The sequence below is a fragment of the Blautia wexlerae DSM 19850 genome (assembly GCF_025148125.1).
Taxonomy (GTDB): domain Bacteria; phylum Bacillota; class Clostridia; order Lachnospirales; family Lachnospiraceae; genus Blautia_A; species Blautia_A wexlerae.
On sequence record NZ_CP102267.1, the window covers coordinates 3,457,343 to 3,480,618 of the forward strand.

At 42.7% G+C, this 23,276-nt stretch carries 17 protein-coding genes, 1 pseudogene, 1 riboswitch and 1 other annotated feature; of the genes and pseudogenes, 5 read left to right on the forward strand and 13 right to left on the reverse strand.

Annotation, left to right across the window (positions count from 1 at the left end; genetic code table 11):
- Window positions 1-99: 99 nt before the first annotated feature.
- The 6 genes from NQ550_RS16125 to mgtE all read right to left on the reverse strand — a co-directional run bounded on the left by NQ550_RS16125 (window position 100) and on the right by mgtE (window position 8,702).
- Entirely contained in the window at window positions 100-1,638 is a 1,539-nt protein-coding gene (locus tag NQ550_RS16125; RefSeq protein WP_008706766.1) for an ABC transporter substrate-binding protein, read from the reverse strand.
- Between the two features lie 34 nt (window positions 1,639-1,672).
- Window positions 1,673-2,539: a nickel transporter permease gene (gene nikC / locus NQ550_RS16130; protein WP_025577531.1), complete on the reverse strand. Its 867-nt coding sequence runs from the start codon at window positions 2,537-2,539 to the stop codon at window positions 1,673-1,675.
- A complete protein-coding gene (gene nikB, locus NQ550_RS16135; protein ID WP_008706768.1) occupies window positions 2,536-3,480 on the reverse strand; it encodes a nickel ABC transporter permease in 945 nt (314 codons plus the stop codon). Before nikB ends, nikC begins: the two co-directional genes overlap by 4 nt.
- Window positions 3,481-3,979: 499 nt before the next feature.
- Entirely contained in the window at window positions 3,980-4,888 is a 909-nt protein-coding gene (locus tag NQ550_RS16140) for a LysR family transcriptional regulator (protein WP_025577533.1), read from the reverse strand.
- Between the two features lie 35 nt (window positions 4,889-4,923).
- Window positions 4,924-6,654 (reverse strand): sensor domain-containing diguanylate cyclase, encoded by a 1,731-nt coding sequence (locus NQ550_RS16145; protein ID WP_025577535.1) that lies wholly within the window; start codon window positions 6,652-6,654, stop codon window positions 4,924-4,926.
- Window positions 6,655-6,746: 92 nt separating this feature from the next.
- Window positions 6,747-6,822, reverse strand: a riboswitch (cyclic di-GMP riboswitch).
- 485 nt (window positions 6,823-7,307) lie between these two features.
- On the reverse strand, window positions 7,308-8,702 hold the full coding sequence (mgtE, locus tag NQ550_RS16150; RefSeq protein ID WP_025577537.1) for a magnesium transporter: 1,395 nt from the start codon (window positions 8,700-8,702) through the stop codon (window positions 7,308-7,310).
- A gap of 758 nt (window positions 8,703-9,460) precedes the next feature.
- On the opposite strand from mgtE, the gene sdaAB reads away from it, so the two are divergent.
- Together sdaAB and sdaAA are read left to right on the forward strand one after the other, a co-directional pair.
- Window positions 9,461-10,129, forward strand: a complete 669-nt coding sequence (gene sdaAB, locus NQ550_RS16155) for an L-serine ammonia-lyase, iron-sulfur-dependent subunit beta (RefSeq protein ID WP_025577539.1) — start codon at window positions 9,461-9,463, stop codon at window positions 10,127-10,129.
- Between the two features lie 19 nt (window positions 10,130-10,148).
- The gene (gene sdaAA / locus NQ550_RS16160) at window positions 10,149-11,018 is read left to right on the forward strand and encodes an L-serine ammonia-lyase, iron-sulfur-dependent, subunit alpha (RefSeq protein WP_022380082.1); all 870 of its coding nucleotides are present in this window, start codon (window positions 10,149-10,151) and stop codon (window positions 11,016-11,018) included.
- 79 nt (window positions 11,019-11,097) lie between these two features.
- On the opposite strand, the gene NQ550_RS16165 is transcribed toward sdaAA, so the two are convergent.
- Window positions 11,098-11,769, reverse strand: a complete 672-nt coding sequence (locus tag NQ550_RS16165) for a YczE/YyaS/YitT family protein (protein WP_259838066.1) — start codon at window positions 11,767-11,769, stop codon at window positions 11,098-11,100.
- Window positions 11,770-12,080: 311 nt separating this feature from the next.
- On the opposite strand from NQ550_RS16165, the gene NQ550_RS16170 reads away from it, so the two are divergent.
- On the forward strand, window positions 12,081-13,172 hold the full coding sequence (locus NQ550_RS16170) for a PTS sugar transporter subunit IIC (protein ID WP_025577544.1): 1,092 nt from the start codon (window positions 12,081-12,083) through the stop codon (window positions 13,170-13,172).
- Between the two features lie 189 nt (window positions 13,173-13,361).
- On the opposite strand, the gene NQ550_RS16175 is transcribed toward NQ550_RS16170, so the two are convergent.
- From NQ550_RS16175 to NQ550_RS16195, 5 genes and pseudogenes are all read right to left on the reverse strand, one after another.
- Entirely contained in the window at window positions 13,362-14,018 is a 657-nt protein-coding gene (locus NQ550_RS16175; protein ID WP_022380084.1) for a ribonuclease H1 domain-containing protein, read from the reverse strand.
- Between the two features lie 269 nt (window positions 14,019-14,287).
- Window positions 14,288-15,472 carry an iron-containing alcohol dehydrogenase gene (locus tag NQ550_RS16180; protein WP_025577546.1) on the reverse strand — a complete coding sequence of 395 codons (1,185 nt, stop codon included), beginning with the start codon at window positions 15,470-15,472 and terminating at the stop codon, window positions 14,288-14,290.
- A gap of 111 nt (window positions 15,473-15,583) precedes the next feature.
- Window positions 15,584-17,104, reverse strand: a complete 1,521-nt coding sequence (locus NQ550_RS16185) for an APC family permease (RefSeq protein ID WP_025577548.1) — start codon at window positions 17,102-17,104, stop codon at window positions 15,584-15,586.
- Between the two features lie 3 nt (window positions 17,105-17,107).
- On the reverse strand, window positions 17,108-17,728 hold the full coding sequence (locus tag NQ550_RS16190) for a cytidylate kinase-like family protein (protein WP_022380087.1): 621 nt from the start codon (window positions 17,726-17,728) through the stop codon (window positions 17,108-17,110).
- A 232-nt stretch (window positions 17,729-17,960) separates the two neighbouring features.
- Window positions 17,961-18,839: pseudogene (locus NQ550_RS16195) on the reverse strand (aspartate aminotransferase family protein); the annotation flags it as partial.
- Between the two features lie 223 nt (window positions 18,840-19,062).
- Window positions 19,063-19,332 (forward strand) — a binding site (T-box leader).
- A gap of 343 nt (window positions 19,333-19,675) precedes the next feature.
- Here NQ550_RS16195 and ilvB point away from each other — a divergent pair.
- Both ilvB and ilvN read left to right on the forward strand, forming a co-directional pair.
- A complete protein-coding gene (gene ilvB, locus NQ550_RS16200) occupies window positions 19,676-21,394 on the forward strand; it encodes a biosynthetic-type acetolactate synthase large subunit (RefSeq protein ID WP_025577550.1) in 1,719 nt (572 codons plus the stop codon).
- A gap of 17 nt (window positions 21,395-21,411) precedes the next feature.
- Window positions 21,412-21,921 (forward strand): acetolactate synthase small subunit, encoded by a 510-nt coding sequence (gene ilvN / locus NQ550_RS16205; RefSeq protein ID WP_025577552.1) that lies wholly within the window; start codon window positions 21,412-21,414, stop codon window positions 21,919-21,921.
- Between the two features lie 68 nt (window positions 21,922-21,989).
- Here ilvN and NQ550_RS16210 read toward each other — a convergent pair whose 3' ends face one another.
- Complete coding sequence (locus NQ550_RS16210) at window positions 21,990-23,246, reverse strand: DNA polymerase Y family protein (RefSeq protein ID WP_025577554.1); 1,257 nt, start codon at window positions 23,244-23,246, stop codon at window positions 21,990-21,992.
- Window positions 23,247-23,276 lie beyond the last annotated feature (30 nt).

The window sequence follows — 23,276 nt, forward strand, 5'->3', positions numbered from 1 at the left end:
TCTGTAAACCATCCTTGTTAATACTTACCAAATCAGGGGCAAAATATCTTTTGCCCCTGAAATATCATCGTTCACATATTCTTCATTTATTGTTACAGTTTAGTTGATATCCAAATCCGCTGTCAGTTCATAATAATCACATGGATGTGCAGTCAGTCCTGTTACATTAGACTGCATGATCATACTCATTCTCAGGTAAGAGCAGAATACATAGGCATTGTCATCCAGGATTGTCTGCTGCATCTGAATCGCCAGATCTGAACGCTTATCTGCGTCGAATTCTTGCTTCATCTGTTTTTCCAGATCTTCCAGTTTATCACTGTGATAATGTCCGTTATTGCTTGCAGATTCATCCAGTGTGCAGGAAGTGAAGAAATACTCCGGATCTCCTGTAGGTGCAGTTACCATGGCACTTGCATATACATCCCATAATGCAGGGTCTTTACGGATAGTATTATTATCAGAGGTACAATTTATCTGAACATCCATACCGATTTCTTTTAAGGTTGCCTGTGCAGACTCTGCAAGAAGCGGAAGCTCCTGACGGCTGGGATAAGTAAGCCAGCGGATCTCCAGTTTCTGTCCGTCTTTTTCACGGATACCGTCACCATCGGAATCCACCCATCCTGCTTCCTCCAGAACCTTCTTTGCCCCATCAGGATCATAGCTCTCTGTTGTCAGATTCTGCCCTCCAAAAGAGAAGGTATCCGGGAAAACACCGACTGCAGGATATCCATATCCATTCAGAAGCACAGACACAAAGCTGTCCTTATCAATACCCATGGCAATTGCTTTACGCACTGCCGGGTCAGATGTTACAGGACTTTCAAAGTTCATCCACGCATAGAATGCACGGCTTGTAGCTGTACTGGTAAATGTAAAGTCATCATTTTCAAATAAAGGATAGCTTGCATATGCCATACCATAGGCAGCATTAATCTCCCCTGCCTGAAGAGCCATTGCCAGTGTATCACCGTCAGAGATTGTACGGACAGTGATCTCATCCACATTCACATCTCCGTTCCAGTAGTTTTCATTCTTTACAAGATTAACATGATCATCTGTCACCAGTTCAGTTGCCACATAAGGACCTGTACCGATCACTATACCATCATCACTGATACCTGCCTGCATATCAATAATACATCCATAAGGATCACTGAGATAATTGATCAGTGCAGGCTTCGGTTCTGTAGTCTTTATGGTAACAGTATTTCCATCTGCCTCGATAGTATCAATGCAAAGATCTCCTGCTGCACGCTCATGATTGGCAACCAAAGCCTCCAGGCTTTCCTTTACTGCTTCTCCGTCACAGGCACGTCCATTGGAAAACACAACTCCGTCGTTCAGTGTGATCTTCCAGGTCAGCTCGTCAATATTTTCATACTCTTTTGCGATCCATGGCTCTATTTCCATTGTATCAGAATAACGGAAAAGAGTTTCCCCTACTCCATAACGGATGCAAGCCCATCCTGCATAGGTATTCTGAGGATTAATATCTGCCTCCTCATTTTCCGCATTAAAGGTGGTATCGCCAAATACCAATGTCTTTTTTTCTGCTGCCAGTGTTGGCATAGCTGTCATTCCTACTGCCAGCCCCAGGGCAATTGCCATTGCCAGAAATTTCTTTGTTCTCATTTTCTTTCCTCCTCGTTTGTTTTCATATTACTTATCATGAACGGCTGTTCTTAGGATCCAGATAGTCACGAACTGTATCACCTAACAGATTGAAAATTGCCACAGATATAAAAATTGCAATTCCAGGTGATAATACTACCCATGGATATGTTTGGATCATACTTCGTCCGCTGCTCATCATACTTCCCCATTCAGCCATGGGAATCTGTGCTCCCAGTCCAAGAAATGACAGACCTGCAAGTTCCATCATCATGGTACCGATATCAAGCATGGCTGTTACCAGAACAGGGCCCAGCATATTTGGAAGAATATGTCTGAGCATAATCTGACCTGAGCTGTCACCTGCCAGTATGGCAGCATGAATATAGGGTTCCTCTTTTAATGCCAGAGTCTGCCCTCTGGCAATACGTGAATATTTCGGCCAGCTTACTACTGCCAGTGCTATAACAGCATTCTGAATGCCTCCCCCAAGAATAGCTGCAATCGCCATGGCAAATACAAGCCCAGGGAAAGCAAGACATATATCTGAGATTCTCATCATAACAGTATCTGCAGCTCCGCCAAAATATCCGCAGCATACACCCACAGCTGTTCCTAACACAAAAATCACAGCAACCAGGATAAAGGTCGAAAAAATACTGGCTCTTGCACCACTTATAACTCTGGACAGCATATCTCTCCCATATGTATCTGTTCCCATAGGATGCTGAAGACTGGGGGGCTGAAGTGCACTTGCCAGATCCTGTGCATAAGGGTCATATGGACAGAGATGCTCTGAAAAAACTGCAAGTATCACAAGCCCTATTGCCAGAATAAGAAAAAAGACCAGCTTTTGTTTTATATGGTTTTTCTTAATCTTCTGTACACGCACTGTCACATTTTTATTCTGCTTTTCACTCATTGTTTCACACCTCCCAGACGGATTCTCGGATCCAGGAACCGGTATGACAGATCTGTAAGCAGATTTACTACAACATAGATGATCGCCATCCACATAACATATGCCTGAATAATAGGATAATCACGCATGGAGATAGCATCTACTGCCATCTTTCCAACTCCATCCCACATAAAGATTGATTCTACGATTGCAGTTCCTCCCAGCAGATTTCCCACTGACAGCATCAGCAAGGTAATGATGGTTACCAGCGAAGCCTTCATAATACTTTTCCAAAGAGTGACAGAAAACTTTACTCCTCTTGCTTTCGCTCCTGCCACATAATCTTTACTCAGTTCATCCAGCACAGTTGCACGGACCTGGCGAAGATACTTGGCCGACATGGCAATTGCCAGAGTGATTGCCGGCATTGCCACACTCTTTAAACTTACATCTTTGGATATAACCGGAAAAATCCGCAACCTGATCGCAAGAAAATACATCAACAGCAATGATACAAAAAAATTAGGAAGACTGTTTCCTATAAAGCTGCATAAACGGATCAGATAATCCGTAATCGTATTCTGTTTCACTGCTGACAGAATCCCCAGAGGGATTGATATGATGATGGTCAGCAAAATAGATGTCACTGTAAGAAGCAGCGTTGCCGGAAGCTTCGATATGAACGTATCAAAAACCGGAAGACTGGATACATAGCTGTTTCCCATATCTCCATGAAGCAGTTTCCCAAGCCACACAAAATACTGGGTCAGAAATGGTTTGTCCAGTCCCAGCTGTTCTCTGGCTGCATTTAACTTATCTTCTGACAGAATCTGTCCTGTATTTTCCATTTTTTGTGTCACTACATCACTTCCCGCAATCCGCATCATGCCATAGGAGAGAAAAGTAATCGCAAACAAAATGGGAATCAGCTGGAGCAGTCGTCTGAATGCATATTTTCTCATTTGATTATCTCCATTTTATAATTTTTCAAAATTGTACTCCTAATTAGCCACCATTCAGTTTAACAAAAGCAAAAATAGCCCACAACCCACCCTGGGGGTTATAAGCTATTCTTAATTTGAATATCTATCGTCATTTTTGGAATAGGTTTTTTTAATATCAGCAATAATTTAAAACAACCATCCCATTTTGTTCTAAACTATGTTATACTACAAGAGCTGTCGAACCTCCAGCAGGAAGGAGGTGAGTTTCATGGAAGCAATTTTTACTTCATTTCTTGTCTCTGTCATAGCAGGCGTAGTTAGCTACTACATATGCAAATGGCTGGACAGCGGACATTAGACAGCAACAGTCTAAACGGAACAGCTCCCCGTAACGAGCAAGAAAGCCCTCAGAGCGGCAACTCTGAGGGCTTTCGTTTCGCTTCATGGAAATTTCACTTCATTTCTTAGCTACTATTAGTATATGCAAAATAAGTTAAAAAGTCAACTGCAATTTTTATTAATGCTTCGGCAGTCTGCTCTTTAAAAACTCCACAAGCTCTGCCACACTCTCATCCATTTCTTCTCCTTTGTGGAGTATAAAACCAAAAATCACTTTACTGTCTCCAAGATCCAGAGGGATTCCCGGTGTAGTTCCTTCTTTGTTTTCTGACAGGTAACTTCCGCTTATATTTGCCACCTTACTGTTCTTCAGCATTTTTTCCATAATATAATCACTGTTGGTCAGCACGGAAATGTCAATATCCTTCCATTGGAATGCATCTTCTTTTACAGCACCGATGTCAAAAAATTCATCCTGATAATTCTGTATAAAACGGATTCCCTCCAGGTCTTCCAGTTCTGCCCTCTCTTTGCCGGAATTGTAAAGCTCTGTCAGCCTTCCCGGATACAGCATTACATCTGTTTCATAGATAGGTTCGAAATGCATTTTGTTTTTTGACAATTCATACAGGAAATTTTCCTTCTGCTGACTGAGGATATATACAAAACCAATATCATCCATATAATCCCGGACTCTTTCCATTACGCTTTGTACACCTGCTGTTGTTACCTGGAAATGATATTTTTTTTCATAGGTTTCATTATAAAAGTCTACAAATTGATTGGCAAACCAGGAGCTGGGATTTAAAGATATCCGGATCCATTTTGTCATTCCGCTGGAAGCCATATTTTCCAGAACATTTACTTCATTTATAATTTTCGACGCATATTCATACATCTTATGCCCCTGTACTGTCAGTCTGATTCCTCTTGGCAGTCGTTCAAAAAGCTGCATTCCCAGCGTATCTTCCAGTCCCTTGATTACCTTGCTGACACTGGGCTGTGTAGAATACAGATTTTTCGCAGCATCACTGAATGAACCAGTCTGCGCACATACTACGAAATACTGTAATTGTTTTAAATCCATAAAGATTTTATCCCTCTTTCTGTTTTTATCCGCCATTAACCCTTTTTTCTATTTTGAGTTTTATCTTCATACATTCTGTGATCTGCCATAATGCGGATTTCATCGATCTTCTGGCTGTGTTCCGGATAAATGGCATAGCCACAGCTTGTATCCACGCTCAGCAGACGACCCTCTATGTTAAAAGGCCGGTCAATGACTCTTTTTATTCTTCTGACCATCATCTCACAGAATTCATCATTAATATTGCCCTCCTCAATGATCAGGGAAAATTCATCTCCACCGATACGGAAAGCATAGTCTGTCTTCCTGATACATTTGCACAATCTCCGGGAAACCGCCTTCAGCAATCTGTCCCCCATGTCATGTCCATAAGTGTCATTAACAGGCTTAAACCTGTCCAGATCCAGATAGAACATGGCAAATTTTTTGCGTAACTTTCCATTTCTTTTTAATCTTTCGGAAAGATAACGCTCATTATAAAGTCCTGTCAGTGCATCCGTATTTGCCAGCTTCTCAAGTTCATGCTTCTGCCCGATATCCTGAGCGATCAGCATTACTTTGGACAGTATACTGCCTTTCCATTCCACAGGTATCACTGACATTACTTTATAAGAAGATCTGTCAAGAGTAGAATATTCAAAGGTATACAGATCATCCTCAGACATAATAACTTTTCTCAGATGTTCCGGTGAAAGCAGATCATCCATCTGTATATTTATCTTTTCCGTAAGTACCACATACTCTCCGGACATACGCTGAAGAAGCTCCCTGTAATCACCTGTAGGATTATAATAAGACTCATTGTTCATCTCATAATATTCGTATATCCCGCTGTCCAGATCACAAACTGCAAAACGCTCTACAATCCTGGTTACTCCCTGAATAAGCTGGTCCATGGCGATGTTCTGCTTTAACATCGCTCTGCGTTCTTTTTCCGCATTTTTCGAATCCGTCACATCACGAAGAAAAATCATGGCGTGTCTGACCTCTCCGTTCTCATCTGTATCTCCCTCCATCACTACATTCCGGATAATACGCAGCTCTCCGTCAAGCACTGCTTTGTATTCCTGACTGAGTTCCCCGGTAATTTTTCTGAGTTCCTTCATAATATATTCCCGGTTGTAAATCTGCGCAACCGCCTCTTTACTCTCAGGACAGACATAATTATCAAGAAACATCTGTATCAGTTCATCCCATGTCCGGCTTTTGTTGGAAATTTCCTGAAGCGAGCCCTTTACTTTCATAGATTCAAATGTATTTTCCTGAAGATCCACATAATATTCACACAGATTCATATCTGTAAAAGCCCGGTGAAAAACAGCTTCCCTTGCTTCCTGATTCCGGGCAAAGTGATCAGATCTGACAGATAATACCCAGATTGGCCGTCCTTTATTATCCCTGGCATCTGCCTTCACAATCCTTACCGGTATTGATAAACCTTTACTGTCTGTCAGATACAAGGTGTGAGAACCCTGTAAATCATGAAGTCCTGCCGGTGAAAATATATGCTTTTGCTCATTACAGACCACACTGAGCATAGATCCGTCTGATGCTTTCATAAATTCATCAAGGTCATCCCACCCCAAAAGTTGCAGAAAATAGTTACTTACACTCCAGATTGTCAGCTTCTCATCATAATAACCGGCGATTGTTCCCACAGGATCATTCTGTTTCAGTACATATTTAATAGCTTCCTGAACTGAAGGATTAATATCCGTATCTTCATTTGCGACATATATTTCAATCTTATTCATTTTGTTAAGCATACACCTATGCTCTGACATGATATTCTCAACCTTTCTTTAAAATAAAAGAGAATAATGCCCGCTACAATACAACAAGACATTACTCTCTGTATAAATGCAACTGGCTGCCATTTTACAGGCCCTTTAGCTTTGCGCCGCAGCCTTTCGACTGTTTTGCCGATACTGTATCTGTGGAATTATACAGTTACCTGGTGTGCCAACAAGTTGATTTCTCGAAGAATCAACTTGTCGGCACACTGGTTGATTCACAGATACATTATATATATTATATTTTCAATCTCTTATTACTGTTTACCATTAATATTTCCTGCACCGATGTTTATTTGTTACTGTTTATTCCGTTCTCAGTAACATTTATATGCTTTGTAAATCCAAATAACAACTTGCCTCTTTCAATTGTCAGGTCAGTTAAACACTAATTGCAATATATTATTTGCATATCCCCTGAATAATGTCAACTGCTATTTTCCTTATTTCACAAAATTTATTCCAGATTGCAAACGACATACATTACATTTGTCATAATTAATCCTCTGAAATATTAAGACAGGTCCGTATTTTACGGGATAACGACCAACTATAATAACTCCATACAAAAACAGATCCAATATCTTATAATCAAAGATACAGGACCTGTTTTTATTATCTGAAATTCAGCCTGCAAGATTCAGCATTTTTAATAAGAACAGCCAGCTCAGGCCATAATAGGTAATTACTGCAACAAGGTCATTCACTGTTGTGATCAGCGGACCTGATGCTACTGCCGGGTCAATATTAATCTTCTTAAAGAACAATGGAATACAGGTGCCTACTGCACTGGAGATCAACATAGCCAGCAACAGTGCCACACCGATACATCCGGATACTGCATAGGAAAACAAAAGTGTTTTTCCTTTAAACAGATAAATATACAATCCAATCAGCGCAAAAGACAGAATTCCAAGAAGTCCGCCATTACACAGACCAATTCTCATTTCCTTCCACACAAGTTCCAGTTTCTGCTTACCTGTCAGAGATTCATCCATCAGCACACGAATCGTCACAGCCAGAGACTGGGTACCCACATTACCTGCCATATCAAGGATCAAAGACTGGAAGCACATAATAATCGGAAGTGCAGTTACTACTTTTTCAAAAATTCCTACTACAGAGGAAACAACCATACCAAGTCCCAGAAGAATGATCAGCCATGGCATACGTTTCTTCATGCTCTCCTTCAATGGCTCTTTCAAATCCTCTTCTGCAGTCAGACCGGCCAGCTTCGCATAGTCATCACCCATCTCATCATCAACCAGGTCAATGATACTGGCAGATGTGATAACACCCAGAAGCTGATTATCGTTGTCAAGAACCGGAATAGAATCCTCAGAATAATCTTTCAGTTCTTCGATACAGTCATCAATATTCTCTTCCGCATATACATATGGATAGGAAGTCACCACCAGATTCTCAAGCAGATCATCCCGTCTGGCAATGATCAGTTCTTTCAGATTAATGGCCCCATAAAATTTCTGCTGCTCTGTCACTACAAAAATAGTGGAGATATTGTCATTTTTTGCAGCCTGTTCGATCAGACTGCTCATTGCCTGCTTAACTGTCAGTTTATCTGTGATCACAATATAATTTGTTGTCATGCGGCTTCCGATCTCATCCTCATCAAAGGATGCGATCATCTCCACATCACGTCGAACCTCAGGTTCAAGCAGATCGATCAGTATTTTTTTCTTTGTTTTTTCAACTTTGTTTAATACATCTGCAAGAGCATCTGTTTCCATTCTGGATAAAATGGCTGCTGCTTTTCTCACATCCATTTCATTCAGATACTCTGCTGCATTCTCCTCATCTGTATATTCAAAAATATCAGAGAGCATATCTGTATCCAGGATACGGTACAGCTTGCACCGCTCCTGTACAGTCAGTTTCGGCATTACATCTGCCAGATCATTCTCATGATAATCCTGCAGCCTTCCTCCCATAACGGCTGGAGAGGTGTTGCTGCGGATGATCTTCAGAATTTCTTTGGAATAATCCTGTACTCTTTTCTCCATTCTTTCATCCTCCGTTTTTTTGCATAAAAGCACACCAAAAGAAAGCAGTCTGTTATTTATTACATTTTACTGCTATTTCTTCCATACTTTTTCCAGCACAATAAACCGCAGGGTATCAAACCATAACCTGCTATTCATCCACTGTCCGTAACTGTCCGGCATCTTCGCCGGATCATTACTGCTCAATATGTAATTGCATGATTCGGGGGAATTTCATAAATACAGGATAAGAAATGAAAAAGACATCCGATCTTCCACATACAGAAACTGTCAGATCACAGACAGTAAAAAACTTCTATTTTATATGCATACATGGAAAATCCTGAAAATATATGACTACAGCAGAACAAAAACGGCTGCTATACTCATATACTCTTTTTAATTCAGATCCTGTGCTACTACTTCGCCCATGAGAATCGCAATTATCCATTCTGTTCCACCTGCCTTTTCTTTAAAATTTACGATTTCGGATATCAGACCCTGTTTTCGGGAATCTGATTTCTAACAGCAAATTTTATGCTGTTCCCTATTTTGAAACAGCATTTTTAAAATTATTTTCAATTTGCACAGTTATTGTAACCGCCCAGTAGAGAAAAAGCAACCCTGTTTTCTCATTTTTTACATTAATTTTTGTTAATGTTAACGATAAGTTTGCTTCTTTTATTCCTAAATGATAGAATATAATTAGAAATTTGCAAATAATAAGATTATTGCCATAAACATGCAAGACTATAATTGATATTCACAGGAGAAAAAATATGTCATTTATCAGCGTATTTGATGTTATGGGGCCGAACATGATCGGTCCTTCAAGTTCACATACCGCAGGTGCGGCGCGTATTTCCTATCTTGCCCAGAAAATGATCGAAGGCCCGTTAAAGAGAGCCGACTTCATCCTGTACGGCTCTTTTGCCAAAACTTACCATGGTCACGGTACTGACCGAGCTCTGCTGGGCGGTATTATGGGATTCTCTACCGATGATATGCGCATCCGAAATTCTTTTGATATTGCTCATGAAAAAGGTCTGAAATTCTCTTTCACTCCAAATGAGCAGGAAACAGATATTCATCCGAACACCGTAGATATCTGCATGGAAAATGAAAAAGGCCAGAAAATGACCGTACGCGGCGAATCCCTTGGAGGAGGCAAGGTCCGTATTGTAGATATCAATCACGTACAGGTAGACTTTACAGGCGAGTACAGTGCAGTGATCGTGATTCATCAGGACACTCCCGGCGTTGTGGCCTATATTACCAAATGCCTGAGTGACCGCAATATCAATATTGCATTTATGCGTCTGTTCCGTGAAAGCAAGGGAGAGATTGCTTATACAATCGTAGAATCTGACGGCAAACTTCCTGAGAATATCGTTCCTGCGATTCGCGAGAACCCGAATATTCATGAAGTTATGATCGTACAGATGTAAAGAAAGGAGGATTTTTATCATGGATTTTAAAAATGCAAATGAACTCTTAGCACTCTGTGAAGAAAAAAATCTTCCTATCTCAGAGATTATGCGTATCCGTGAGATTGAGCTTGGCGAAACAGCCTCTGAGATTGTAAATAAAAAAATGACACGAGTACTGGGAATTATGAAAGATGCTGCTTTCTCACCAATCAGACAGCCGGTAAAATCTATGGGCGGTCTGATCGGCGGCGAAGCCAGAAAGCTGAGTCTCCACGCGCAGGAGAAAAAAGGTCTCTGCGGAAATCTGCTTCAGAAGGCAATTACTTATGCTATGGCTACACTGGAAACGAATGCCTCCATGGGGCTGATCGTGGCCTCTCCTACTGCCGGTTCTGCCGGAATCGTACCGGGGCTGATGCTGGCAATGCAGGAACATTATCAATTCTCTGATGAAGAGATTATACGGGCATTATTTAACGCAAGTGCCATTGGTTATCTGGCAATGCGAAATGCAACTGTTGCAGGTGCGGTAGGCGGATGCCAGGCCGAGGTAGGGGTTGCATCTGCAATGGCTGCATCTGCTGCTGTAGAGCTGATGGGAGGTTCACCGAAAGAATGTACTTTTGCTGCATCTACTGTTCTTATGAACATGCTTGGTCTGGTATGCGATCCGGTCGGCGGTCTGGTAGAATATCCATGTCAGAACAGAAATGCTGCAGGTGTGGCAAACGCTATAATTGCCGCAGAAATGGCTCTCGCAGGAATCCCGCAGTTGATTCCTCTGGACGAAATGATCCAGACGATGTTTACCGTGGGCAAAAAGCTTCCTGCAGAACTGCGTGAAACTGCTATGGGAGGATGCGCTACTACGCCATCTGCATGTAAAGCATGCCATATATGCAGTTAACAGGCTGACAAATAAAAAAACTGTCTCTGTAATGCACCTATTTTCTACGTATAATGTGCATATACAGGACAGTTTTTTATTATTTTTCCAGCTTTGCCAGCACTTTTGATGTAAAATGTGTATCGAAAAACTGAACAAAAGGTCCGAATCCAAATGCACTGACCAGTGTTCCCAGTCCGACGATTCCCCCTGCAAGCCAACACACCAGTGCACTGATCGCATCATTAGATACTCTGCACCAGAAATACGGAATTTTCGGCCATTTCTCTGTCATGATCAGAGAAATACTGTCATATGGTGCAACTCCCTGTTTCGGAAGCTGGTACATGGAAATTCCAAGGCTTGTTATGATAACTCCAATAAATACGGTAACCACCTGCATTGCCATCTGATCCGGTGCATCGATCACAGATGTGATCAGGTTATAGAAAAATGTAACAAAATATCCAAGGAATAACGCATTTATGATCGTTCCCAATCCGATAAGCTTTCTTCCCCAGATAATTTCTATTACAAAAAATCCCAGATTCAGAAGAATTAAAAAACGGGCATATTCAATTCCCACACATTCTGCCAGTGCCATTACCATTCCGCTGAAAGGGTCATTTCCAAGTCCGGAAAGTTTAAATATCGCAATTCCCAAACCAAGGATCACATTTCCAATCAACATTACGACCACATACTTCCAGTTTATTTTTCTGATCCATTCACTCATCTTTTTTTCCTCCGTAAAATTAACTCTTTCTATCATATCAGACAGTAAAATACTTTACAATATTCTTTCTGTAAATTGTTTTCCACTATTTTAAAACTACGTTACTGTTCACTCCGTTCACAGTAATGTACCCAAAATTCATTCCAGATTGCCTGCGGCAATGGAATTTTGGCTTGTATGTCTTGTGATTTTGGCATATTCATGCCAAAACACCTCGCGGGATAGTGGTATGTGAACAGTTACAAAACTACTTGATTTACTCCGTGAATGTGACTATAATGAGAAAAACGTATATAGGTGTATATACACCCTTCTATACATAATAAAAACAGGAGAAAATATAATCTATGGAAAAGTTAAAAGCATTTCTCAGACGTAAAGACATCGAAATCTCCATAAAACGTTATGGAATCGATGCCCTTGGTGCCATGGCGCAGGGTCTTTTCTGCTCCCTGCTGATTGGCACGATCATCAACACACTTGGAACACAGTTTCATATTTCATTTCTGACCACTGCTGTGGCAACTGTAAACGACACACAGTATACCGTAGGCTCTCTGGCATCTGCCATGAGCGGTCCTGCCATGGCTGTCGCCATCGGCTATGCGCTGCATTGTCCGCCGTTGGTGTTGTTCTCACTGATCACTGTTGGCTTTGCATCTAACGCATTAGGCGGTGCAGGCGGACCACTGGCTGTATTATTTGTTGCCATCTTCGCTTCCGAAATCGGAAAAGCAGTATCTAAGGAAACCAAAATTGATATTCTGGTCACTCCACTTGTCACGATCGGTGTAGGTGTTGCCCTGTCCGCATGGTGGGCTCCGGCACTTGGAAGTGCAGCAATGAAAGTGGGAAATATTATTATGTGGGCAACCAACCTGCAACCGTTCCTGATGGGAATCCTTGTTTCTGTATTCGTGGGTATTGCACTGACACTTCCTATCTCATCTGCCGCCATCTGTGCTGCGCTTGGCCTTACCGGACTTGCCGGAGGAGCTGCTGTTGCAGGATGCTGCGCACAGATGGTAGGTTTCGCAGTAATGTCCTTCCGTGAGAACAAATGGGGCGGACTTGTTTCTCAGGGAATCGGAACATCCATGCTCCAGATGGGAAATATCGTAAAAAATCCACGCATCTGGATTGCACCGATCCTTACTTCTGCCATCACCGGACCTCTTGCAACCTGTCTGTTCAAACTTCAGATGAACGGTACTCCGGTTTCTTCCGGTATGGGTACCTGCGGTTTCGTAGGACAGATTGGTGTCTACACCGGATGGATGAATGATATTGCCGCAGGAACAAAAACAGCTGTCACAGGCTGGGACTGGGCCGGACTTTTGCTGATTTCCTTTATCCTGCCTGCAATCCTGTGTCCGCTCATCAACATGTTTATCCGTAAGCTTGGATGGGTGAAAGACGGGGATATGACACTTTCATAAGCAAAAACAGCTGCGTTACCTGTCAATTGAAACTGTTACTTGATAAAAATTTCAGCTAACAGTTTCAATGGTAACACAGCTGCTTTTTATTTTTCCACTTCCGTATATTGATTTCCCTGAGGATCACTCAAATTGTCATCCACATAAATTTTTCATCCCTTTGGAAATCGCCTTTCAGTGATAAGATTTTTATATTCGTACTTCTTCATCCATTTTAAGCAATGCACTCTTAGCCAGCTGATCTGCCTCTTCATTGTAGTGATTGCCCGTATGAGCTGCTATTTTACAAAAAGAAATCTTTACTTTCTTTCCTGCTTCCTGCATATGAGCAGCATATTTGCTGGTCAGAGGTGTTTTGGCTCTCCATACACCTGTTACCCATTTCTCTACCCCTTCGTAATCATAGCGGATTTCCACAGCTGGATATTTGTTTTCTATGGCCCAGTTTACTGCAGTCATGGAACCAAGCATCTCTCCTGCCACATTTCGGATCGCGACTCCTGCAGAATCACTACCGCTGCCGGATTTACGGATTTCCTGTCCGTCCGGTGTAAGGATCACACAACCAAAGGCATATCTGCCAATACTTTTCTCGAAACTTCCATCTACATAAGCAATGACCATATTTTCAGGTACTTCCACGATTCCTGCCGCCTCTTTTGCTTTATCACCGGATACATTTCCTGTTGTCTCCATGTTCAGAAAAGCCAATGCTTCCTCTTTCTCTGTAAATCCCCGAAACTCAGCTCCTGAATATCCGCTTACTGCCTTCTGGCACTCCGCCCATGTAGCAAAAAGTCCTGTTTTATGTCCCTTGCGTACTGCATATATTTTCTTCTTTGCCATAAAATCCTCCTGAACAATCAATATTTTGACTCACATTACTTTACTATATTTTGGTTAATACTATATAATCTTTCTTTCTATCAGGCAAGTTATACAATGGAAATTTCTCAAAAAAATAACGTGCAGATACATTTTGAAATCGAGATAAACCTTCAAGCCTGAAGTTATCTGTCGACTTCGATGTTTCTGCACGTTTTTTATAAGAACAGATATTTTTAATCAATATCCTACCTGTAGCAATCACATAAAATACTGCATTATTCTTTATCTTATAAAGCTTTATAATACAGTTTCACAATATCCTGCTTTCTGGAGGATCTTGGATTTACTGCAATATTCCCGCTCTTCATAGCATCATCTGCCATGGCATCAATCTTGCTTTCAATCTCCTCATCAGAAATCTCTTCTCCCTTCTTTGCCTGGCGGATGGCTGTGATCAGGTCTTCCGGGATTCCGATATCTTCGTTTAATTCCCTGATGGCATCCACCAGCATCAGTGGTTCGAATTCATCCTCATATGCAGGGATTGGACTGATATAATTATAAATCTTCAGATATCTGCCATGATCTGCCAGCGCATTATATTCTGCAATCACAGGGAGAAGAACTGCATTTGCCACTCCATGTGCCACATTAAAGAAAGCACTTACCGGATGACTCATGGCATGGACATTTCCAAGTCTTGCAAAGGAAAAGGCGATTCCTGCAAAAAGAGAACCTGTAAGCATTGCTTCTGCTGCCTCCAGATCTGTACGTCTTGCCACAAAACGGCGGATATTTCCACCGATCAGCTCCATTGCTTTCTCTGCCATTGCGTCAGAAAAAGGAGATGCTGCTGTGGAAACATAAGCCTCCTCCGCATGAATAAATGCATCGATTCCGCAGGCTGCTGCCACAGATGCCGGAGCAGAAGTGAGAAGCTCAGGATCCAGGATTGCATATGCAGGAAGAAGTTCATAACTGAATACTGTCAGCTTATAATCTCTGCTGTGGTCAGTGATAACAGAAAATGCCGTAACCTCTGAGCCGGTTCCCGCAGTAGTCGGGATTGCGATCAGCGGAACAATTTTTCCGGGAACCTTATGTGCCCCCTCATATTCTGTAATACTGCCGCCATATTTAGCCGTAACTCCCACTGCTTTTGCCACATCCATAGGAGAACCACCGCCCAGCGCAACGATAAAATCTGCGCCGGAATCCTTATACGCTTCTGTCGCTTTTTCCACTGTGGTGACAGACGGATTGGCTTCTACATCTGTAAAAATATCCACTGCCATTCCGGCGTCTTTCAGATAATCCGCCGCCTTATCCACAACTCCCATTTTCCGGAGAGTTGGTCCTGAGATCAGCATTGCATGAGAACCTCCAAGCTTTTTGGCACATTCCGGAAGCTTCGCCAGAGTACCTGCACCGACTGTAATATTCTGAGGAATAAAAAATTCAAATGGATTCATTAATTTCTGCCTCTTTTCCTGTATTTTTTCAATATTGCAATGTGCAGGGCACCTACCCTGCACAAATTCAAAACTCTGTTACCCAAAATAATTGTCATGTCATTTATAGCGTTATGCCATAGAGGAAAGCACCCTGTCAATAGCCGCATCGATTACCACATCAAGCTCTTCATCATCAGCCTCCGGCATAAGACTTGCTGCATCCTCATCAGAGATCAGTTCAATAAGTTTACCAAAGTCTTCTTTATATTTACGTTTACAGATCGCATAAAATACAACTCCAAGTAAACTCCAGCTACCTACCATAAGCCATTCCTGAAATACCAGACTTCCACCGGAACCCGGAATACAGTAAACCAGAAGCATCAGCCCTGACATGACTACTGCCATAAAACCTACAAATTTGTAGTGGCCTACTTTGTAAGGTCTTGCCATATCCGGTTCCTTTTTACGAAGGATTAGGAAAGAGACAGAGACCATACAGTATGCAAGGCAGCATCCGAAGTTACCTGCATCACAGATCCAGACCATCATTGTTCTTCCTGCAAAAGGAGCCAGCATAGTCAGGGCACCGATCAGATACAGAGAATTAACCGGAGTTTTGTGCTTCGGATGAAGCTTTGCAAAAAACGGAGGAATCATGTAGGATTCTGCCATAGAGTACATGGCACGGGAACCGCCAAGGAGGAAGGAGTTCCATGATGTAATAATACCACACATTCCACCTACAATGATAACCTTGGCCATAATCTTTGTCCCGAAAGCCTTGGCCATGGCATCTGCTGTTACAAGTCCTGTTCCCTGCTGAGACTCAATAATCTCTGCCGGATTCAGGATATAACCTACTGCAAGAATAACCAGTGCGTAAAATACAACAGCCAGCACAACAGAGAGGATCATCATTTTACCGATTTTTTTCAGCGGAACATTAATCTCCTCTGCTGCCTGTGGGATAACATCAAAACCAATAAAGAAAAACGGAGTGATAACTGCAACCTTAATAATACTTTTCATTGCTTCACCGGTACCGTTTCCAACAAACATCTGTCCCTGAAGGTTATCCACACTTCCTGTAACCACAGAAGCCACGATCAGAATAATTCCGGCACCGCCGATAATACAGGTAAGAACAGTCTGCAAAACTGCTGCAGTTTTTGCTCCATTAATGTTGATTATCATAATAAGAAAAGCAATCACAATTGCCACGATCAGCCAGGATGCATAAACATCAAAACCTGCAACTGTATAGAGATATCCTTTCAGGAACCCTGGCCACAGATAAGTGATGATTGTGGGAAATGCACATGCCTCAAAGCAGGCAACACTTACATATCCAAGAATGATCGCCCAGGTACAGATAAAAGAACCTGTAGAACCCATTGCCCTGTAGCTGAATACGTGCTCACCACCACACTGAGGCATGGCTGCTGTAAGCTCTGCGTAAGTCAGACCTACAAAGAAGATCATGATTCCACCGATTGCAAATGCAATAGATGCACCAAGCACACCACCGGATTCAATCCAGTTACCGGAAGAAACTACCCAGCCCCAGCCGATCATGGCGCCAAATGCAATTACAAGTATGTCCCATGCACCAAGTACTTTGTCAAATTCTGATGTTTTTTGTTCCATAGGTCAGGCCTCCTTTTTTCCGTATTTTTTTGCGATCAGATCTTCCAGATATTCTGCTGTTCCCTGAATTCCCAGAAAATCACTGTTAATAAGAATATCCCTGTTATGTCTGTCACCGCGGTTACTTCCTGTCAGTGCCAGATGTCTCTTATGATAACGTTTATCCTTCTCATCCAGCAGAAGCTTTGCATCCTTTTCCGAAAGATTATGGCTTTCCATAATGTTGTGGACGCGAACATCATTAGGTGCATAAATAAATGCTCTCACCAGCTGGATTCCTTCTGTATCTTTCAGAATATAATCTGCAGACCGTCCTATGATCACGCAGGCTTCTTTCTGAGCCAGCTTCCGGATAATCTGCTTCTGTACATGAATGGCGCGGTCTGTCAGATCCGCATATTTGGAAAAGGAACCTCTCACATCTCCCTGTGCACCTTTACCTGCGATGGTTCCGCCTTCCTCTACTCTGTCCATAATGTCTGTAGGGATGCCTACCTCTTTGATAATCTCATCCACAAGATCACGATCATAAAACTTAATCCCCAGATCCTGTGCAATCTTCTTACCGATGGCATTGCCCTTGGCTCCATATTCGCAGCCAATCGTAATTACCAGATGTTTCATGCTCTTCCCTCTCACACTCAAATTTTTATCAGATTCTCAAACATTCGAAATCCACTGATTTGCTATGTAAATCGCTACTTTCTCATATTTGGCAGGTCCCAAGTTCAAAAGTCTTATCGTGAAGGCACGAACGACTTTTTGATTTTTTGACCCTGATATCATATCATAAAAGGGCGCACGAATATAATTCGTGACGCCCTTGTCCTTACTGTATCACTCCGTTGCCGGATTTTTATTTTTCCAGAGATTTAATTGTATCTTCGATGATTGCTACAGCTTTGTCGCACTCTTCTTCTGTAACAATAAGCGGTGGAATCATACGGATGATATGCGCTCCGATAGCTGTGATCAGAAGATGTCTGTCAAGACAACCATGTTTTACATCCACTCCGCCGATAGTATCATCAAATTCCACACCTACCAGAAGTCCCTGATGTCTTACTTCTTTTACATGAGGAAGCTTCTCAAGCTTAGCTGCAAAGTAATCGCCAACCTTCTTTGCATTTCCAGCCAAATCTCTGTCCAGAAGCTCATTCACCTCAGCCAGTGCAGCTGCACAGCTTACCGGATGTCCGCCGAATGTAGTTCCATGGGAACCTGCTGTGAAAGCTTTTGCAACCTCTGCTGTTGCACAGATGGCACCGATCGGCATTCCACCGCCCAGAGCCTTTGCCATAGATACGATATCCGGTTTGATACCATAATTCATATAGGACATAACAGCACCTGTTCTGCACCATCCTGTCTGTACTTCATCAATCAGAAGAAGCATATCGTTCTCATCACAGAATTTACGAAGTCCCTGCATGAATTCCATTGTTGCAGGATGTACGCCACCCTCGCCCTGTACAGGCTCAACCATAATGGCAATTGTGTTCTCTGTGCATGCATCCTTGAAAGCCTGAAGGTCATTGTACGGTGCATAGGAGAAACCATAAGTCATAGGTCCGAATCCAACCTGGCATCCATTACCCGGCTGACCTGTTGCAGACATGGCACCAAAGGTTCTTCCATGGAATCCCATCTTTGCAGTTACGATATGATAACGGTTTGGACCATACTTTTCAATACCATATTTACGGGCCATTTTGATCATTGCCTCGTTAGCCTTCCAAACATCTGTATTATTTATTTTTTATATCAGCAATATAGAAATCTGTCAATTACATTACTGTTCACTCCGTTCTCAGTAACGTAGCCAAAATTCATTCAGGAACATAAATTTTACAGCAATTATCCAAAACCCGGTTGACAATTTCCTCTCTATAAATGTATAATGTAACCCAAGAAAACATTTGTCCACCCTATTCGGACAATGAATATCCCTATATCAGCCAAATGCCATGACAGGGAGGAGTACACAACCCCGGGAAGCACAGAGAGAAAGCAGTCGGTGCGAGCTTTCGTGAACGAATTGTGGAAGTAGCCCCCGAGCAGTGAACCAAACCGCATATCCAGTCTGATGATCCATAGATCCAGACAGACATGCCAAGTAGGCTTCAACGTCAGTTCCACGTTACAGGAACACAGTATATCAGTACTGACAAAGTGCAGAGCCAGACTCTGAATACAGGTGGTACCGCGGAAACATTTTCGCCCTGGGCAAACAAGCCCAGGGCGTTTTTTACTATATTCAGAATTGTGGGAGCTGCTTTACAGCGTTCTCAGCAGAATCAGCGCAGCGCCATTCTGCCCCTGTATCAGCCAATACACAGCTCAGAAATTTATTTGTTTGGTGTGCATTTGCAGGAGTCGTGTAGATCTTAGTGCCTGGAAATCTGCGTTGTTCAGAAAAATCTCACTGTCTGAGCGCAGCGAGTTTGAGATTTTTCTGAACGCTTTTAGCAGATTTTCAGACACTTAGATCTACTAGGCTCCGAAACCGCACACCAAACAAATAAATTTCTGAGCGTCCTATACACATACACAAAGGAGGTTTACCAAAATATGAAACAAATATCCGGCAACAAACTCTTAGTCAAAGCCTTAAAAGAAGAAGGCGTAGAATACCTCTTCGGCTACCCCGGAGCCTGTACCATCGACATCAGTGATGAACTCTACAAACAGGACGATGTCAAAATCATCCTCCCCCGTCACGAACAGGCCCTTGTCCACGAAGCCGACGCCTACGCCAGAACCACCGGCAAAGTCGGCGTATGTCTGGTAACCAGCGGTCCCGGAGCAACCAACCTTGTAACAGGACTTGCAACCGCCAACTATGACAGCGTACCTCTTGTATGCTTCACCGGCCAGGTAGCCCGCCACCTCATCGGCAACGATGCATTTCAGGAAGTAGACATCGTAGGAATCACCAGAAGCATCACCAAATACGGCGTTACTGTCCGCAGACGTGAAGACCTGGGACGTATCATCAAAGAAGCCTTCTACATTGCCCGCACCGGCCGTCCGGGACCTGTCCTTATCGACCTTCCAAAGGACGTAATGGCAGAACTCGGCAGCGCTGAATATCCTAAAAATGTAAATATCCGCGGATACAAGCCCAACACAGATGTCCACATCGGCCAGCTCAAACGTGCCATCAAACTTTTAAATAAAGCAAAACGTCCCTTATTCCTGGCAGGCGGCGGTGTAGTAATCTCCCGCGCCCATGAAATTTTCCGGGAAGTAGTGGAAAAGACAAAAGTTCCGGTTGTCACAACCGTAATGGGCAAAGGTTCCATTCCTACTGACCATCCGCTTTATATCGGAAACCTCGGCATGCATGGTGCCTATGCAGCAAATATGGCTGTCAGCAACTGCGATGTGCTGTTCTCCATCGGAACCAGATTCAATGACAGAATCACCGGAAAACTTCATGAATTTGCACCACATGCCCAGATTATCCACATTGATATTGATACAGCATCCATTTCCCGAAACATTCAGGTGGATATCCCCATTGTTGCTGATGCAAAAGAGGCTATCACCAAAATGAACGAATACGTCCAGGAATGTTCAACGGACAAGTGGCTTAACCTGATCAAAAACTGGAAAGAAGAGCATCCGCTTAAAATGCGTCCAAATGATCTTTTAAGTCCGATGGATATCCTGAAAGAGATCAACGAACAGTTTGAGAACAGTATTATCGTAACAGATGTAGGACAGCATCAGATGCTTGTCTCCCAGTATGCGGAAATCACAGAGGGCAAACAGATGATCATGTCCGGTGGTCTGGGAACAATGGGCTATGGTCTTCCAGGCGGCATCGGAGCCAAAATCGGAAATCCCGCCAGACCTGTCATCGTTATCTCCGGTGACGGCGGTGTGCAGATGAACATTCAGGAGCTTGCAACTGCAGTTCTGGAAGAACTTCCTGTTATCCTGTGCATCTTTAACAATGAATACCTTGGAATGGTACGCCAGTGGCAGAAGCTTTTCTACGGCAAACGCTATGCTATGACCAATCTGCGCGCAGGAGCACTTTCCCGCCGCACTGAAGGCATGGAATATCCACAGTACACACCGGATTTCATCAGACTTGCAGAGAGCTACAGGGCAAAAGGAATCCGTGTCACAAAGAAAGAGGAAATTGCAGCAGCCTTCGAGGAAGCAAAAAAGAACACAAAGGCACCTACAGTAATTGAATTCATCATTGACCCTGAGGAAATGGTTTATCCTATGATCAAACCAGGCGGAACTCTGGAAGATATGATTATGGACTGTTGATCAGGAGGAAAATTATTATGGATAAAGGAATGAAAAAAAGATGGATTTCTCTCTATGTTGAGAACCAGGTAGGTGTTCTGTCCAAAATCTCCGGACTTTTCTCCGGAAAATGTTATAACCTGGACAGTCTTACAGTAGGAACAACAGAAGACCCTACAGTATCCCGAATGACTATCGCAACAGTCAGTGATGATGAAACTTTTGAACAGATCAAAAAACAGTTAAACCGCATGATCGAGGTTATCAAGGTAATCGACTTCACAGATGTATTTGTCAGAATGAAAGAAATTCTCTACATCAAGGTTTTCAACTGCTCCAGGGAAGATAAAGCAGAGCTGTTTCAAATTGCAGAAACCTTCAAGGCAAAAGTCATTGACTATGGCAAAGACAGCCTACTCCTGGAATTTGTCCAGACAGCCACCAAGAATGATGCAGTTGTCAAACTGATCAAGGAAGAATTCCACAGAATCGAAGTAGTACGTGGTGGAAGTGTAGGAATTGAATCCATCAGCATGATGGAACGATGAAACTTTTTCTGAAATTTTTATAAAGGGAGGATTGTCGCATTATTCTTAATGCTCAGTCCTCCCTTTACTTACTGTTCTTCTGTCTTTTCGTTTTTCATCTGTGCTTTCGCTTTTCGCCCAATCCTTGCATTGCTGTTCATAATACTGGCGCGGGTGATCTTATCATTTCCAAATTTCATCCGAATCTCATCCATAGCTGCATCCAGCTTTCTGCGGCGTTCTTTATTTTCTGTATCTTCAAACAGAGACATCTGTTCATAAGTGCCGTCTGTAAGGCCTGTCAGTGCCATACCAATCAGACGTAGCGGCTGTCCTTTCCAGAATTCTTTAAAAAGTCTTGTAGCATTTATATAAATTTCATCTGTAAGATCTGTAGCATTTTCCAGCTTTGTCTGGTGTGAACGGTTTCTGAAATCCAAAGTACGGAAAGTCACGGAAATACAGTTGCATTTCTTATCTTTTCTGCGCATTCTGGTTGCCAGAACATCACACTGCTCCAAAAGTATGGGAAACACCTGCTCTATGGAAGTAATATCATCGTTAAAAGTAGTTTCCACACTGAAACCTTTTGCCTCATCAGGCACTGCTTTTACAGGGGAATCATCAATACCTCTGGCATATTGCCATAGCTGATGTCCCGTTTTTTCCCCAAGCCAGTACTGCACATTGGATGCTCTTTCTCTTGCCAGATCACCGATGGTACGGATCCCCTGATTCAGAAGCTTCTGCTCGGAAGCTTTTCCCAGAAACAGCAGATTACGGATAGGAAGAGGCCACATTTTCTCTGGAATTTCATCCGGGAACAGAGTGTGTACTCTGTCCGGCTTTTGAAAATCTGATGCCATCTTTGCCAAAAGCTTATTGGTAGAAATTCCTACATTTACCGTAAATCCCAGCTCTCTGTGAATCTTGCCTTTCAGCTCATGAGCAGCAGCTACAGGGTCAGGATAGATCAGAGAAGTACCTGTCATATCCAGAAATACCTCATCAATGGAAAAAGATTCCATCACAGGTGCAAAGGAAGCACAGATTGCTTTAAATGCCCTGGAACATTTATCGTATAATTCAAAATCACTGGGAACGATCACCAGATTGGGACATTTCCGAAGAGCCATGGCTACTGGCTCGCCGGTCTGGATCCCGTATTTTTTTGCAGGGATAGATTTGGCAACCACGATACCTGTCCGTTTCTTTGGATCTCCTCCTACACAGGAAGGAATTTCTCTGAGATCCGGCAACCCCTGGCTCACCCTTCTGGCTGATTCCCAGGAAAGAAATGCACTGTTTACATCAATATGAAAAATTAATCGTTCCGTACTTTTCACTGTTCTGCCCCCTCAGCTCCTGCCGCTTAA